Origin of the sequence: Proteus sp. fly-1067 (assembly GCF_040139345.1) — a bacterium.
GTDB lineage: Bacteria > Pseudomonadota > Gammaproteobacteria > Enterobacterales > Enterobacteriaceae > Proteus > Proteus vulgaris_B.
On sequence record NZ_JBEEUL010000010.1, the window covers coordinates 121,776 to 137,534 of the forward strand.

14 protein-coding genes are annotated in these 15,759 nt (G+C 37.3%); 6 read left to right on the plus strand and 8 right to left on the minus strand.

The genetic code is table 11. The features are described 5' to 3' along the window. The first annotated feature begins 12 nt into the window (after nt 1-12). The 3 genes from frdC to ABN217_RS14025 all read left to right on the plus strand — a co-directional run bounded on the left by frdC (nt 13) and on the right by ABN217_RS14025 (nt 2,276). Nucleotides 13-405 (plus strand): fumarate reductase subunit FrdC, encoded by a 393-nt coding sequence (gene frdC, locus ABN217_RS14015; RefSeq protein WP_036933153.1) that lies wholly within the window; start codon nt 13-15, stop codon nt 403-405. Between the two features lie 14 nt (nt 406-419). Then, a complete protein-coding gene (gene frdD / locus ABN217_RS14020) occupies nt 420-779 on the plus strand; it encodes a fumarate reductase subunit FrdD (RefSeq protein ID WP_023583699.1) in 360 nt (119 codons plus the stop codon). A 357-nt stretch (nt 780-1,136) separates the two neighbouring features. After that, complete coding sequence (locus ABN217_RS14025) at nt 1,137-2,276, plus strand: Fic family protein (protein ID WP_197269590.1); 1,140 nt, start codon at nt 1,137-1,139, stop codon at nt 2,274-2,276. 92 nt (nt 2,277-2,368) lie between these two features. Here ABN217_RS14025 and sugE read toward each other — a convergent pair whose 3' ends face one another. The 4 genes from sugE to hydN form a co-directional block, all read right to left on the minus strand. Further along, nucleotides 2,369-2,683, minus strand: a complete 315-nt coding sequence (sugE, locus tag ABN217_RS14030; RefSeq protein WP_072069833.1) for a quaternary ammonium compound efflux SMR transporter SugE — start codon at nt 2,681-2,683, stop codon at nt 2,369-2,371. A gap of 185 nt (nt 2,684-2,868) precedes the next feature. Further along, a complete protein-coding gene (hybG, locus tag ABN217_RS14035) occupies nt 2,869-3,159 on the minus strand; it encodes a hydrogenase maturation factor HybG (protein WP_072069834.1) in 291 nt (96 codons plus the stop codon). An 8-nt stretch (nt 3,160-3,167) separates the two neighbouring features. After that, complete coding sequence (gene hypA / locus ABN217_RS14040; protein ID WP_109409209.1) at nt 3,168-3,509, minus strand: hydrogenase maturation nickel metallochaperone HypA; 342 nt, start codon at nt 3,507-3,509, stop codon at nt 3,168-3,170. Between the two features lie 72 nt (nt 3,510-3,581). Further along, on the minus strand, nt 3,582-4,139 hold the full coding sequence (gene hydN, locus ABN217_RS14045) for an electron transport protein HydN (protein WP_349439274.1): 558 nt from the start codon (nt 4,137-4,139) through the stop codon (nt 3,582-3,584). 417 nt (nt 4,140-4,556) lie between these two features. On the opposite strand from hydN, the gene ABN217_RS14050 reads away from it, so the two are divergent. After that, entirely contained in the window at nt 4,557-6,170 is a 1,614-nt protein-coding gene (locus tag ABN217_RS14050) for a sigma 54-interacting transcriptional regulator (RefSeq protein ID WP_115350570.1), read from the plus strand. A gap of 173 nt (nt 6,171-6,343) precedes the next feature. Next, nucleotides 6,344-7,231 (plus strand): 2OG-Fe dioxygenase family protein, encoded by an 888-nt coding sequence (locus tag ABN217_RS14055; RefSeq protein ID WP_196554882.1) that lies wholly within the window; start codon nt 6,344-6,346, stop codon nt 7,229-7,231. 22 nt (nt 7,232-7,253) lie between these two features. On the opposite strand, the gene ABN217_RS14060 is transcribed toward ABN217_RS14055, so the two are convergent. The 4 genes from ABN217_RS14060 to fdhF form a co-directional block, all read right to left on the minus strand. Beyond that, complete coding sequence (locus tag ABN217_RS14060) at nt 7,254-8,030, minus strand: MurR/RpiR family transcriptional regulator (RefSeq protein ID WP_072069839.1); 777 nt, start codon at nt 8,028-8,030, stop codon at nt 7,254-7,256. A gap of 109 nt (nt 8,031-8,139) precedes the next feature. Next, a complete protein-coding gene (locus tag ABN217_RS14065; protein WP_072069840.1) occupies nt 8,140-9,501 on the minus strand; it encodes a 6-phospho-alpha-glucosidase in 1,362 nt (453 codons plus the stop codon). Nucleotides 9,502-9,515: 14 nt separating this feature from the next. Then, nucleotides 9,516-11,093: a PTS transporter subunit EIIC gene (locus tag ABN217_RS14070; protein ID WP_196554883.1), complete on the minus strand. Its 1,578-nt coding sequence runs from the start codon at nt 11,091-11,093 to the stop codon at nt 9,516-9,518. A gap of 297 nt (nt 11,094-11,390) precedes the next feature. Next, nucleotides 11,391-13,535: a formate dehydrogenase subunit alpha gene (fdhF, locus tag ABN217_RS14075; RefSeq protein ID WP_196554884.1), complete on the minus strand. Its 2,145-nt coding sequence runs from the start codon at nt 13,533-13,535 to the stop codon at nt 11,391-11,393. Between the two features lie 530 nt (nt 13,536-14,065). Between fdhF and eptB the strand changes: the two genes are divergently transcribed. Further along, complete coding sequence (gene eptB / locus ABN217_RS14080) at nt 14,066-15,757, plus strand: kdo(2)-lipid A phosphoethanolamine 7''-transferase (RefSeq protein ID WP_196554885.1); 1,692 nt, start codon at nt 14,066-14,068, stop codon at nt 15,755-15,757. Nucleotides 15,758-15,759 lie beyond the last annotated feature (2 nt).

The window sequence follows — 15,759 nt, forward strand, 5'->3', positions numbered from 1 at the left end:
AGGAAACAAGACATGACAACAAAACGTAAGCCTTATGTTCGTGGCATGCAACCAAACTGGTGGACGAAACTCGGTTTCTATCGTTTCTATATCACCCGTGAAGGTACTTGTCTTCCACAACTTTGGTTCAGTCTGGTTGTACTGTTTGGTGTATTCGCACTGAAAAATGGACCAGAAAGTTGGGCAGGTTTCGTTGGATTCCTGAGCAACCCAATTGTAATGCTGATTAACATTGTGACTCTTATTGCAACAGTATTCCACACTGCAACTTGGTTTAAACTTGCACCAAAAGCTGTGGTTATCGTTGTTAAAGATGAAAAAATGCCTCAAGAGCCTATTGTTCGTGGTTTTTGGGCTGTCACTATCGTTGTTACTGCCGCTATTCTGGCAGTGGCGTTAATGTAACCCAGGAGGAAATAATGAATCAGAATCAACTTCCTAAGCGCTCTGATGAACCTATTTTCTGGGGATTATTTGGTGCAGGTGGTATGTGGAGTGCGATTGTTTCTCCAGCAATCATCATCCTGCTCGGTATCCTAATCCCTATGGGTATTGCGCCAGAAGCATTTACTTATGAACGTATTATGGCATTTAGCCAAAGCATTATTGGCCGTCTGTTCTTACTATTGATGATCATTCTGCCAGTTTGGTGTGCATTACACCGTATTCACCATACTTTGCATGATTTTAAAGTGCATGTACCTGCAAGCAAATGGGTATTTTATGGTGGTGCTGCGATTATCAGTGTTCTCGCTATCATTGGCGTATTTACACTGTAATTGATTAGTACGTAAGATAAAAAGCCACTCAATGAGTGGCTTTTTTATGGGTAAAATTCAGGTTTAACTGGCTAGATCTCATTTTATATTTACTAGGATTTGGTCTTTTTAACTCGGTCTTAATTCGTTAGGTATTGAAATACATTATATATTCTTCTATCCCTCCGAAATCCTTAGCCACACAATAGGCTATATCACAGTTATATCACCACAATACCGTAGGCAAAAATTTTTTAATTACATCTATCTTATTAAAGCATGCTTTAATAACTTAAATCTTATTAAAAAATTTTTTAATAAGTTATGTGTTATTAAAGTATACTTTAATAACACTAACCACAATAAAAGGATTTTTTAATGAAACGCACATCAGGACAATTTATCGAAACGCATAGCTATGCTGAAACAGTTAAAGCTTTTATACCAGCGCCTTTACCACCCAAGATAGATCCCACATCGTATTTAGAATCAAATAAAAAAGCTGAAAATTCTTTAGCAAAACTATCTGGTATGTCTGGACTCGTTGCTTCTAGTCAGTGGCTGGTATATAGCGCTATTCGTAAAGAAGCTCTACTAACTTCACAGTTGGAAGGTACACAAGCAACGTTAACTGATATCTTTGATGAAGAAGCAGGACTTACTGTTGTAAATATTGATGATGTTGAAGAGGTGACTAATTATCTGCAATCATATAAATTTGTTAATAATGAGCTTAACTCACCATCAGGTTTACCTGTTTGTATCCGCCTACTTAAACAAGCCCATCGGATCCTATTATCAAGTTCTCGTGGCGCAACAAAACAACCTGGAGAAATAAGGACAACACAGAACTGGATTGGAGGAACTAGACCCGGTAATGCTTCTTATGTCCCTCCTCCACCAGAAAAAGTGGATGAGTTACTGTCTGATCTGGAAAAATTTATTCATAATTCTTCTCCATCATTACCGCCATTAGTGCGTATTGCATTAGTACATGCTCAGTTTGAAACTATTCACCCATTCCTTGATGGTAACGGACGCATTGGCCGCTTGTTAATTGCCATGCTTCTTGAAGAATGGCAATTACTGAAAGAACCTCTTTTGTATGTATCAGGCTATTTAAAAAGGCATCAGCAATACTACTATCAGTGCTTAACAGATATCAGAAACGATGGTAATTGGGAAAAATGGGTAACATTTTTTCTTGAAGCCGTATGTTTTTCAGCAGATGAAGCACAACAAAATATTATAAAAATTGCGACATTATTTGCTAATGATAGAAAAAAGCTCCTCTCAATGCATTCAACATCCGTGCATACTATTCGCCTATTTGAATATTTGCCAACAATGCCAAAACTCACTGTAGAGCGAGCAGTTGAGCTTCTTGATGTGACTTATCCAACAGCAAATACCGCAGTGAAAAATCTGGTTGAAGCAGAAATTTTGACTGAAACATCAGGTAAAGCGCGACATAGAAGTTATACCTATAATCGCTATGTGGAACTTCTTCGAGATTAATAAATATTGTGGCTATATTTAACAGTGATACATCTTATTTTCGGCCAAAAGCCACTCAATGAGTGGCTTTTTTTATATCGGATATTCAGGGTTTAACTCGCTAGTTTCAGCCCAATAATACCGAAAATAATCATCGCTAAACTCAATAAGCGATAGATATTCGCAGACTCACCAAAGACCAAAATACCAAAGATTGCAGTACCGACAGCACCAATACCCGTCCAAATTGCATAAGCAGTACCCGCAGGTAAACCTTTCATGGCATAAGATAACATTCCCATGCTCACAACCATGGCACTAATCGTGATAATACTTGGTGTTAAGCGTGTAAAACCGTGTGTATATTTAAGACCAACGGCCCAAACGATTTCCAATAAACCCGCAACAAAAAGAATAATCCAAGACATAACGTCCCCTATCGATAAATTGGGGTCGTCCCCTGAATACAAAGACAAAAAGCTGGGTCGTCCCAGCTTTTAAAAGATGAAGGTGTAGAGCATATTGATCTTTTCTGCTTGTTTTATAGCAAGAAAAGATCAACTCGACCTAGTATAAGAAAAAGAAATTAATCATGCAATAGCATAAAATTAACTCAATTTTTTTTAGGTGCGCCGTCTTCACCATAAAGAAAAGCAGAGACATCATCTTCCACTTCTCCCATTGCCATCAAGGCATCCAGAGTCTCTTTTGCTTCTTCTTCATTGACGATACTCATGGCAAAACCCACGTGTACTAATACCCACTTTCCAATCATCGTATGAGGCTCTCCCTCACAGACTAGTGCAATATTCACTTCACGTTTTACACCACAAACATCGACCATTGCATTTTCAGTGATTGTTTTTCCTACTTCAACAACCTGACCTGGAATACCAAGACACATAACAACCCCTATTCGATCTCTATTTGCTTTATTCGCATTGCATCATCATTCTCAACACGCATATTTTGGCTACCACAAGACGGGCACCCTGCGTTAAACGTTGAAACCGTCACGACTTGATGACAATCCCAGCACCACGCTTTTGCAGGAATAACTTCTATATGTAATTCACAGCCTTGTGCAATAGTGTCTCTGCAAACAATATCAAAACAAAACTCAAGCGCACTCACTTCAACACAAGATAATGCACCAATTTCCATCCATACGCTTTTTACTTTTTTTGCATTATTTAATTTTGCCTGAGAATCTATTATCTCAAATGCACTTTGGCAAAGTGTGATTTCATGCATGTCGATACCTTATTGAAGCAGGATAAATAATAGCAACTATAGTATCAGTACATAGTTGCTTTATTATTGATCTTAAAACAACAATTCAGCACCGGTTTCAAAAGCCGCTTTACGACGACGCTCTTTCACCATATCTTCAAGTGCGTCTCTATCAATACACACTAAAGCATGTGTTGGGCAAACTTCAATACATGCAGGCCCCGCTTCTCGGTGATGGCATAAATCACATTTATTTGCTTCAGCCTTAAATGCATCAATAGTATTGAGCGCAGTTAATTTGCGCATAATAGGGCGTGAAACCACCTCCATAGTGCCATAAGGGCAAGCCAACACACAGGTTTTACAGCCGATACATTTATCCTGATCGACATAGTAATAATCTTTATTATGAATAATGGCACCATTCGGGCACACATTTGCACAAGGGGCATCTTCACATTGGTGACAGACAACAGCTGTACTAATTGAGAATCCTTTAACCACATGAATTCGTGGTTGAAAATTTTGCTCACTAATTTGCTCAATGGCTAAATTATCTTGATCGGCTTGTTGATGTGAAACCACACAAGCTACCTCACAAGTATGGCAACCAATACATTTTTTAGGGTCTGCAATGATGAAACGGTTCATCATATTCTCCTGCTTTTTGTTATATATAGCTGTTATATATAGCCGTTATATATGGCGATAAATGCAACGAGTTATTCTAATTAAGAGTAATAATTAGAGTATCTATAGAATGAATCTAGCACGGTTCATGCCAATATATTTTTGATATAACTATTCCTTATTTTTCAATTAAATAATTTTTAAATAAAAATGATTATTAATTAATAAATAAGTCACTTCGTCAAATTATTCGACATTTTTGACGATAAATTAAAACGCTATATAATCAAATATATAACAATTTGATAAGTTTATATTTTTAAGTTTCATTACAGATACAAAAATAGCGGGTTGGATCAAAAATGATTCAGTCATTGATATAAATTTATTATAAACCTACTACAATATAGCTAATTTTTTAGGGCAATCGGTGGTGTCATGAAATTAAGCAGTAACAATGCTGAAACTATGGAGAGCCTTCGTAATGAGCGTAACCAATATCGAATATTGGTTGATATCACAAACTCTGTATTAGCTCATCTAGACATGGATGGTCTTATTTCTGAAGTCTCTAAAGAAATACATCGTTTTTTTGGACTAAATCATATTAGTCTAATGTTATGCCGTACTTCATCACAAAATAGTCATGAAGGTATTCTTTATTCTAGCCGTTATCAGACTGGAAAATCAGTCATCCGTCAACAACGTAAGTTTAGTAGCGCGAATAACAAAGCAGAAGAAATTATTAATCAAAACAAACCTGTCTTAATTGATATTAATAATGAAGATCAAGAAGATGTTTTGATTAAACGTCTAGTTAAGCAAAATATGCAGACGGCTTTGTTATTGCCACTGGCTTTTAATCATAAACCACTAGGTTTATTAATTTTAGCACATGAAATCGGTAGTGTTTTTACCGACGATACCTGCCAATTGCTACAACAGATTGCGGCTCGTATTGGTATCGCTATTGAAAACGCAGCCGCATATGAAGAAATAACGCATCTAAAAGACAGTTTAAAGAATGAGAATATTTGGCTTAATGAGCAAATAGATAAAAATGGGTGCTTTAGTGAGATTATTTACCAAAGCGACGCTATGCATAATGTGCTCGAACAAATTGAATTAGTGGCACAAAGTGATAGCACTGTACTTATTTTAGGTGAAACAGGTACAGGTAAAGAATTAATTGCACGAGCGATTCATCGTCTTAGTCAGCGCAAAGGTAAGTCGATGATAAAGATGAACTGTGCTGCTGTACCTTCTGGCCTATTAGAAAGCGATCTTTTTGGCCATGACAAAGGCGCATTTACGGGTGCAACCAATACACATATTGGTCGATTTGAAATGGCGGATAAAAGCACTCTATTTCTTGATGAAATTGGTGATATGCCAATTGAATTACAACCTAAACTACTTCGTGTTCTTCAAGAGCGAGAAATAGAAAGACTGGGTGGTAATAAAGTTATTCCTGTTGATGTTAGGCTGATTGCAGCAACCAATAAAGATCTTCATGAATTAACAGATGAAGGTGAATTTAGAGAAGATCTCTATTATCGCCTTAATGTCTTCCCTATTATTATTCCGCCGTTAAGAGAACGACCAGAAGATATTCCACTTTTGGTTAAACATTTTACACAAAAAATTGCCCGTAGAATGGATAGAAAAATAGATTGTATTCCGGCCAATGCATTGGAACAATTAACACTTTATCCATGGCCAGGTAATGTCCGTGAGCTTGAAAATATTATTGAGCGTGCTGTTATTTTAACTCGAGGTTCAACATTAAACCTTCAATTAAAAGAGCTTCACATTAATAAGCCCTCTCGTTTAAAACAGGTACTGACTCAACCATCATCAATTGAAAAACGCATGCAAACTAATGCGCCAGAAAGTGATGATGAGGAGCGAGAAAGGATCATTCAAGCGTTAAGAGAAACCAATGGTGTTGTTGCTGGAGCCAGAGGTGCAGCTTTAAAACTAGGATTAAAACGAACAACGTTATTATCACGGATGCAACGTTTAGGTATTTCAATTCCAGAAATACTTTAATCTTGAAATAATTTCTTATTTATATAAAGAGAGTGTAATAATTTTATTACACTCTCTTTTTTAATTCATTTGAAACTTATTAATCTCTATCTATAATAAAAGTAATTATATTTTACTTATCATTCCTCTAATTAATTATTAATAATATAAATCATCAATGGAGCATATTATATATGAACAGCCTGCTTACAAATAAAATTAATGAGATAAAAAAAGAATATAAAAATAATAAATATGTCTTTATTCCTCAAAATGTTGTTATTGATTTAATAAAACAATTAGGCGCTGAAGAAAAAGATATTAATACTCTGATAGAGTACGGCGATTATTTAGCACAAGATCCTACCCTTTCGTTTCGTCACTCTCGAACAGGACGCTACCTTTTTGATAATGACATAGAAACTATCTCCAGATTAGAGTACCAACCTTTTGTTCTCACTGAGGAAGATGGATTTATTCGTGAAGACAGTGGTGCACAAAGACATTTTAGAGCACTTGATGATCGCTGGCAGAGCAATACAGCCTATCAAGCCTTATTAAAGTTAAAAATGCTATTAATTCAAGGCAATACATTTACTCCTCGCCACTTAACAGATCAACAATCGCCAAAATCAATATCGACTGTTTTTCATTTAAGATTAATTGCTCAACCGGATTCTTTAAGCGAACTTTCAATTGAAGGAGTGCATAAGGATGGAGTTGACCACACCATGATTGTTACGATGAATAAGCATAATGTTAAGGACAATACAGGTGCTTTACGTGTTCATTCACCACAAGAAGCCATAGGAACACCTTGGCAAGAAATTAATCCTGAAAATGTGCTGTATGAACACAATAATGCACAATATCTTGATGTTTTATTAATTGCAGATAATGAGTTAAATCATAGCGGTACACCTATTTTTACTCATGATAATAAAAATCAGGCTTACCAAGATTTTATGGTTTTATTATCTCGTTATCCTACCGTTGATGCTCACCCGTCACATAAATTTGATTCAATGAATGCACACCCTGATTTACCCTTAACGCTTTATTTAAATCAGTCAGTTGCTTAGTCATAAAGCGTTATTATATAAATTAAAATCGTTGAGCTCGGCTAAGTAATAAATCAATAATCAAGACAAGGTTCGATTCAAAAGATGAGCTTTCGATAGTATCACAATGATAATTCACTGCATCGTCATAAATGGGAAAATGAATATCAGCAAGTTCTGCCAATGGATTGGCACTTGCACGAGTAAATGCAACAATCTTCATACCAATACTTTTTGCTATTCTCACCTTTTCAACTACTTGCTCTGTCTCTCCACTACGAGATATCGCAATAAAAACGGTATAGCGTGAAGCATTATTAATAAAGATATTCTTACTGTCGCTCAATCCTGAGAGAAATGCATCCTTGCCAATCAGTTGTAATCGCTTACTGATATATTCTGAGAATATATGAGAAAATCCTGCACCATAAATAAAAAATGAATTCTTACTGTTAATTAAATTAACAAAAGCGTGTCTTTTTTCATCTGAAATTAACGTGAAGGTTTTTAAATAATTTGCCAAAAACTGATCAAAAAGAGGCTCTGTTACCTCGTTTTCATCACTTTTTAATTGATGAGATTTTTCAGCCGTGGATAACAACTGCTTGCAATAATAAACCAACTCGCTATAACCAGAAAAACCTAATTTCTGGCAAAGTCGCATAATGGTCGTTGTCGAAACAAAATTGGCTTGTGCTAGTGCTCTGATCGTAAGTTTTCCAACTTGTGCTGGGTTATCAATTAAATAAGAGAGAATACGATATTCTGCGCGTGTTAATTCTGTTGCTCTTGAGAGTAAAGATGATAATCGTGCCGACATACCGGTTACCTTCATTGATACATCGTCCTTACCAACATAAAAGGAAAATGCTGTTCTGGTGATAGAACAGCATTTTTATTCAATTACTCGTTAACAGCAAGTGTTGAGATCAAACACGCTTGCCCTTTACATAAGCTTTACGTAATTCAGGCCAATATTCACGATTTGCTTCGATCATATCATCAAGGATCTTCTTCGCGTGGATCACACTTGGAACTGTTTTATTCAGTGTGAACGCCTCTAGTGCTTTTTCATAGCTACCTTCTAATGTTGCTTCCACCAATAATTGCTCTGATGCCAGTTGTTGTTCCAGTAAAGTCCGATGGAAACGAGGAATATCGCCGACACGAATAGGCTCAGGACCATGAGACGTAATATAAGCGGGTACTTCAACCATCGCATCATAAGGCAAATCAGAAATTGCGCCTTTATTTTCAACAATCACCAAGTGACGCTGACGTAAATCAAAAGCTAAAGAGCAAGCAACATCAACAATAAAGGCACCATGAACACCGACATGGAATGCATCTGGTAAAATCCCCGTCTCTTTATATTCTCGAGCAGCTTCAAACAGGCGTTTTTCACGACCATCCATCACTTCGTTTGCACGAGTGTAGTCAGGATCTTGATGTTCCACGATATAATTTGGCATCAAGTAGTACTGTAAATATGGGTTTGGAATATATTCAGGGAATGCTTCCATTAATGGCTGAATATGACGCCACGTCTTTACCCATGATGGATCAGAATGTTGTGGGTCAGTTTGTGCCGCATCTTCTGTTAAAAGACCAAATTTAGCGATATGTTCACGTAATTCAGGCAGTTTTTCTTCGCCTTTTACGCGCACTGAAGTAAACCAACCAAAGTGATTTAAGCCAAAATAATCCACATCTAAATCATGACGATCCACTTTTAATACAGCGGCCATATTACGCATTGCCGCAACAGGCATATCACAGATATTCAATACTCGAGCATTAGGACGTAAACGACGCACACCTTCAGCAACAATCGCCGCTGGATTAGAATAGTTTACAATCCATGCTTTAGGAGAGGCATGTTGTTCAACTAAATCAATTAGCTCAACCATTGGTAAAATAGTGCGTAAGCCATAAGCAAGTCCTCCGGGTCCACAGGTTTCTTGCCCAACAACACCATGACGTAATGGAATTTTTTCATCCTGTTCACGCATTTTGTATTGACCCACACGCATTTGGGCAAATACAAAGTGAGCACCATCAAATGCCGTTTCTGGATCTGTTGTCACCGTAAATTTAATGGTCTCACTATGATCACGGATCACTTTTTCAACCACGGGTGCAATAGTATCTTGGCGATCTTTATCAATGTCGTATAAACGAATTTCACTCAGTGGAAAATCCTCTAAACGTACCATTAAACTTTTTACAATTCCCGGTGTATAGGTGCTTCCGCCGCCTGCAATACTTAAGATAAAAGGTGATTTCGTCATCTTACTTTCTCCTATTAAAGTGCGGCTTCGACCGCTTCACGCATTTTTTTTACATGTAATCCATAAACCACTTGAACATTATTACCGTGGCGAACAACGCCTTTAGCACCGGTTTTTTTCAGTAGATCTTCATGAATTGCATCGACATTTTTAACAATGACTCGTAAGCGCGTATAACAATTATCAACAACTTCAATATTGTCACGCCCACCTAGCCCTTCAATAATATCTTCACCTAAGCTATTAATTATTTTAGTGTTTTGTTCCTCACCAGTGACTACTTCTGCTTTTTTCTTATAGTCTTCTTTGCTATATAGTCGCGTTTCTTCATCATCATCCTCTCGCCCAGGAGTTTTAAGATCTAGTTTTAAAATCAAGGTTCTAAAGATAACGAAATAGAGAGCTGACATAATCAAACCCACCACGATATACATTGGCCAATTTGATTTTTCAGTCCCTAACGGCAAGTTATATAAAATGAAGTCAATGACACCATTTGCACCAATCGCATGAACACCTAATAGGTAGAACAGCATCATGCCAATACCCGTCAATACGGCGTGAACTAAAAATAGAACAGGAGCAACAAAAAGGAAGGAAAACTCAAGAGGCTCTGTCACCCCTAGCAAGAAAGAAGTTGCAGCCGCAGGAATTAAAATCGCCTTTGCTATCTGCTTTTTCTCTTTTTTGGCTACAGAGATCATGGCTACAGCTGCTGCTGTTAGACCGAACATTTTAGCAATACCACGAGCATCCCAAATTACAGTGCTACTGAGTTGTTTCACGTCAGGACAAGCCATTTCAGCAAAATAGATATTTCTTGCACCTTGGTAAGTTGTGCCACAAACATCAGCAACACCGCCTAGTTCGGTATACAAGAATGGGGTATAGACTAAATGGTGTAATCCTGTTGGGATAAGAATGCGTTCTAAGAATCCATAAATCAGCGCACCAAAAGCACCAGAGTCATGAATAACAAGTGCCATTTTAGTAATACCTGCCTGAGCAAAAGGCCAGATTTCACACATTAAAACGGCCAATGCAATGGTGAAGGGAATAGCAATAATGGCGACAAAACAATGACCAGAATAGATAGCCATAATGCCACTAAATTGACGACCTGAATAACGATTATAAAGCCATCCAGATATTGCCCCTGTTAAAATACCGGCAAATACCCCCATCTCAAGGACTTGAACACCTAACACCATGCCTTGACCTGCGGCTCGCATCTCTTCTGCGCTAACCAACTTCCCTTGCAGTGTTAGCGTAATATTCATCGCATTCGTGAAAATAACAAACACGACTAAGCCAATTAGCCCTGCATAACCTTTATCTTTTTTTGCTAAGCCAACAGGAATACCTACAGCAAAAATCAGTGCCAAATTGACTAAAATAGCAACCGATGATTTTGCGAGTAATTGTCCAATACTTTGAATAACCGGGTGATTTAAAAACGGAATATATTCCGCAAGATTGCCATTACCAAAGACGTTACCTAAAGCGATATATAAACCGATAATAGGCAATATCAAGACGGGTCCATATAAGGATTTACCAAACGCTTGTAGGGCATTAATGAGTTTTTTCATACAGTATCTCGTTGTTGTTTTCTTACACTCATTTCCATGACAGCATCCTGCGCTGGCCTTAAATAAAAAGCAATTTATCCACTTGATTTAGAAACGGATTACGTCAAAAGTAACATGTTACTTTTTTTATTGTGAGCCAACGCATGGTGAATATTCAGACAGATAAAAAGAGGGTTTAACGATAAGCTGTAGAAAAAAGAGCTTGTGACAATAAAAAATTATAAAAAAACCGAGCTTACTGACACAAGGTCAATAAACTCGGTCTTAAGGCAGAAAAGTAATATTAATCAGATAAAATTAGCCCTCGGCGGCTTCTCTTAAACGACGTTTAATATTGCTATATTCCGTTTTCACATAGTGTTCTGCCTGAGCCTGTTCCTTGATTGGCTCAACACATACTGCACAATATTTATACTCAGGTGTTTTGGTTATTGGGCTTAAATTTTCCGCAACGAGTTCGTTACAAGCACCAATCCACCACTGGTAAGTCATATATACCGCGCCTTTATTCGGTCTATCACTGACTGCAGCACGCGTAATCACTTTACCTTGACGAGAGCGTATCCAAACTAGCTCTTGATCTTTAATTCCTAGTTGTTTGGCATCTTCAGTGTTTAACTGAACATAACCCGGCTCATCAGCTAATGCCGCCAATGCTTTACAGTTACCCGTCATTGAACGGCAAGAGTAGTGCCCAACCTCACGGACTGTTGCCAGCACCATTGGGAATTCATCAGAAAGTTTGTCAATTGGTGGCGCCCACTCACAAGTAAAGAATTGACCTTTACCGTTAGGGGTATCAAAGTTACCACCATCATACAAATATTGTGTACCTGGACTATCCTCTGTTGGGCAAGGCCATTGAATATAAGCCAAGTCCGCCATTTTTTCGTAAGTCGCACCATAATAAATTGGGCATAACTCACGCAACTCATCCCAAATCTCTTTGGTATTGTTGTAATGCATTGGATAACCCATTGCGGTTGCCATCAGACTGATGATTTGCCAGTCTGTTTTCACATCACCAACAGGTTCAACCGCTTTATAGAAACGTTGGAAACCACGGTCTGCAGCAGTGTAAACACCTTCATGTTCACCCCATGATGTTGCAGGGAAGATAACGTCAGCAATCGCTGCCGTTTTGGTCATAAAGATATCTTGGACTATCAGCAGTTCCAGTTTTTCAAAAGTTCTACGGATGGTTGCTAAATCAGGCTCAGTTTGCAGTGGATCTTCACCCATTACATAGTGGGCTTTTAATAAGCCGTGATCGATATTATGAGGAACTTCACTCAATGCATAGCCCACTTCTTCAGGCATAGATTCAATGCCCCAGAACTTAGCAAACTTCTCACGTGCTTTTTCGTCGGTAACGTATTGATAACCTGGTAGTGTGTTAGGTAATGCTCCCATATCACACGCACCTTGTACGTTATTTTGACCACGAACGGGGCCAACTCCGACATATTTTTTACCTAAATTACCGGTTAATAATGCCAAACTAGTCAATGAACGGACAGTTTCAACACCTTGGTAGAATTGAGTAACACCCATCCCCCAAAGAATTGTTGCTGTTTCTGCTTTTGCGTACATACGCGCAGCTTCACGAATGATTTGAGCACTTAAACCTGTTGTTTCTTGAACCGATTCAGGTGTATAGCTTTCAACTAATTTACAATATTCTTCAAACTGCTCAGTATGATTTTCAATAAAGGATTTATCATGCAATCCTTCTTCAATAATCACATGTGCAATTGCATTTAATAGCGCAATGTTAGAACCATTTTTTAAGCCTAAGTGTAAATCAGCTAAGCGTGCTGTTTCGATGTAACGAGGGTCACATACAATAATTTTGGCACCCTTTTCTTTCGCCTTAACAATACGACGAGCAACAATAGGATGCGAGTCTGCGGCGTTATAGCCGAAGACAAATAGACATTTGGTATCCTCAATCTCGACGATTGAGTTGCTCATAGCACCATTACCGACCGAACGCTGCAGACCTGCAACCGAAGGGCCGTGTCAGACACGAGCACAGCAGTCTATATTATTATTTCCGATAACCGCACGAGCAAATTTCTGCATAACGAAGTTAGCTTCGTTACCCGGACCTCGTGATGAACCGGTTGTCATAATAGATTTAGCACCGTATTTCTCTTTGATAGCAAGCAGTTTGCTACTGGCAAACTCAATCGCTTCTTCCCAAGAAACCGATTCTAATTTTCCGCCTCTTTCTCGACGGATCATCGGTGTTTTAAGACGTGGAGTCAGTATCTTAGTATCATGGATAAAATCCCATCCATAATACCCTTTCAGACACAGCTCACCTTGGTTTGTTAAACCATTGGCTCCTTCAGCGCCAATGATTTTACCGTTTTCCACCTTCAGGTAGATTTTGCATCCTGAGGCGCAATACGGACAGACCGTGATGACTTTTTTCATCAACATTGCTCCTGTGTTCATCAACTTTCAGGTTATTACCTGATCTTCTCCTTTATCTATGCAGAGAGTGTGCCAAATAAGCATATTTTTTTAGCTTTTTGTAATGCAATGAAAAATAAAGGGAAATAAATATGAATAAATCAATGAACAAGTAACGAATAATGAAATAGTGAGGAGTCATCGACACTAATGACGATATTTATGTCGACTTTCATTTCTATCAATATACGTTATACATAAGGAGTTATAGCGAAAAAACATCTTTCATTTGATAAGAAATAACAATTGAGCAAATACGCTTTCTTATCTGCCTTTATCGAGGCCTTGCCGTATATAATGATGACAACATCCTAATATCTCTACCAATATTTCTATTTACTAGAACTATTCAAAATTAATAATTTTGATATTAATGTTATTCAAATAAAAAATTTTTAAACTTCAATAAAAAAAAGCACATAATACTGAACCTGAAAACAACTTCGCGGTCATAAAGACCTCTACACCATACATTTTGATAATAATTGAACATGCAAAAATTAAAGTTTTTAAGGTTTTCGAAAGAAAATATTGCCCTTTTTTTAGCTATCTATCTTGGTTTTTTTCTTAATATTTCCGTTTACATTGGCCGATACGGCACACAGAACACAAACAACCCCCTCATTGATGCATTATATATTCTAGGTGAAATTGCCGTTAATATTGCTTTTACTTTCTTCTTATTACGACTTATTTCTTTTTTTGGCTCTCTATTTTTTAAAGTAGTCGCCTCTTTTATTCTCGTTGTCAGTGTCTGTGCGAGTTACTATATTTCTTTTTATGACGTCGTCATTGGATACGGTATTATCATTTCAACACTCACCACAGATACCGATTTATCTAAAGAGCTGGTCAGCCCAAATGTGATTATTTGGATTATTGGCTTATCTATTTTGCCCTTAGCGCTTATTTGGCTATGTAAGAAACCAGAAAAAAATCTCACTACACAACAAAAGAAAGAAATCTGGATAAAAAATACCGTAAAAATGCTAGTGATTGCACTGGCTGTTTTTGCCTATTTAAAAACACTCGATTCAAGACAAAAAGCCTATGAAATAAAAAATAATTTGGATCTACCAAGTTATAGTGGTGGCTTAAGTTATGCGTATTTGCCAACAAACTGGATTATTCCACTCTTTCAATATGCTATAACGCAATATGACGATACCTTTAATAACCAAAATATTTTTAATCCAGCCGATCATTTCACCTATCAACCATCAAAAGCTAATGAAGATGTATATGTTGTCTTTATTATTGGTGAGACCGCAAGATGGGATCATATGGGGTTGTTAGGATATGAGCGCCAAACAAATCCTCTATTAAGCCAAGAGAAAAATCTTGTTGCCTTTAAAGGTATTTCTTGTGATACCGCAACCAAACTTTCGCTAAAATGTATGTTTGTTCGTGAAGATGGGACCGAAAGTAACGACCAGCGTACATTAAAAGAGAACAATATTTTCTCAGTTCTGAAACAGTTAGGAATGACATCAGAACTTTTTTCAATGCAAAGTGAGCTGTGGTTTTACAATAAACTTGATTTAAACAACTATGCAATGAAAGAGATGATGACCGCGAAAAACAGCAACTTCGGTAAAGAGCTAGATGACACCTTATTAATTGCTGAAACGGCGAATGCCGTCGCTAATTATCCTAAAGGAAACCATTTAGTGATTCTACATACGAAAGGTTCTCACTTTATGTATTCTCAGCGTTATCCTGAGTCATTCAAAAAATATCAACCTGAATGTTTAAATGTGGATGATGAATGTACTAAAGAACAATTAGTGAATGCTTATGATAACTCGATTCTTTATACCGACTATTTTATTGATGGCATACTCGACACATTACGCGATAAGAAAGCCATTGTGTTTTATACCTCCGATCACGGTGAATCTATTTCAGAGAAAGGTGGCTTACACGGCACACCAAAAGAAATTGCACCACCAGAACAATTTAAGGTGCCTTTCTTAGTTTGGATGTCGGATAGTTATTTAGCTGAGCCTGAAAATAAACAGTTATTTGATAATCTAAAACGTAATCAAGATGCAGAGCGCACGTTCTATCATCACAATATTTTTGATTCGATGTTAGGTTGCTTAGGTTATTCATCGTCAGATGGTGGAATTAATAATCAAAATAACCTCTGTTTTGGTGATATGCCATCAACCCAAAATTAAAT

Coding starts and splice junctions, on each gene's coding strand:
- ABN217_RS14065 (WP_072069840.1), bottom strand. CDS start 9,501: ATGACGAAATCACCTTTTATCTTAAGTATTGCAGGCGGCGGAAGCACC.
- eptB (WP_196554885.1), top strand. CDS start 14,066: ATGCAAAAATTAAAGTTTTTAAGGTTTTCGAAAGAAAATATTGCCCTT.
- sugE (WP_072069833.1), bottom strand. CDS start 2,683: ATGTCTTGGATTATTCTTTTTGTTGCGGGTTTATTGGAAATCGTTTGG.
- ABN217_RS14025 (WP_197269590.1), top strand. CDS start 1,137: ATGAAACGCACATCAGGACAATTTATCGAAACGCATAGCTATGCTGAA.
- ABN217_RS14070 (WP_196554883.1), bottom strand. CDS start 11,093: ATGAAAAAACTCATTAATGCCCTACAAGCGTTTGGTAAATCCTTATAT.
- frdD (WP_023583699.1), top strand. CDS start 420: ATGAATCAGAATCAACTTCCTAAGCGCTCTGATGAACCTATTTTCTGG.
- hybG (WP_072069834.1), bottom strand. CDS start 3,159: ATGTGTCTTGGTATTCCAGGTCAGGTTGTTGAAGTAGGAAAAACAATC.
- frdC (WP_036933153.1), top strand. CDS start 13: ATGACAACAAAACGTAAGCCTTATGTTCGTGGCATGCAACCAAACTGG.
- hypA (WP_109409209.1), bottom strand. CDS start 3,509: ATGCATGAAATCACACTTTGCCAAAGTGCATTTGAGATAATAGATTCT.
- ABN217_RS14050 (WP_115350570.1), top strand. CDS start 4,557: ATGAAATTAAGCAGTAACAATGCTGAAACTATGGAGAGCCTTCGTAAT.
- hydN (WP_349439274.1), bottom strand. CDS start 4,139: ATGAACCGTTTCATCATTGCAGACCCTAAAAAATGTATTGGTTGCCAT.
- ABN217_RS14060 (WP_072069839.1), bottom strand. CDS start 8,030: ATGTCGGCACGATTATCATCTTTACTCTCAAGAGCAACAGAATTAACA.
- ABN217_RS14055 (WP_196554882.1), top strand. CDS start 6,344: ATGAACAGCCTGCTTACAAATAAAATTAATGAGATAAAAAAAGAATAT.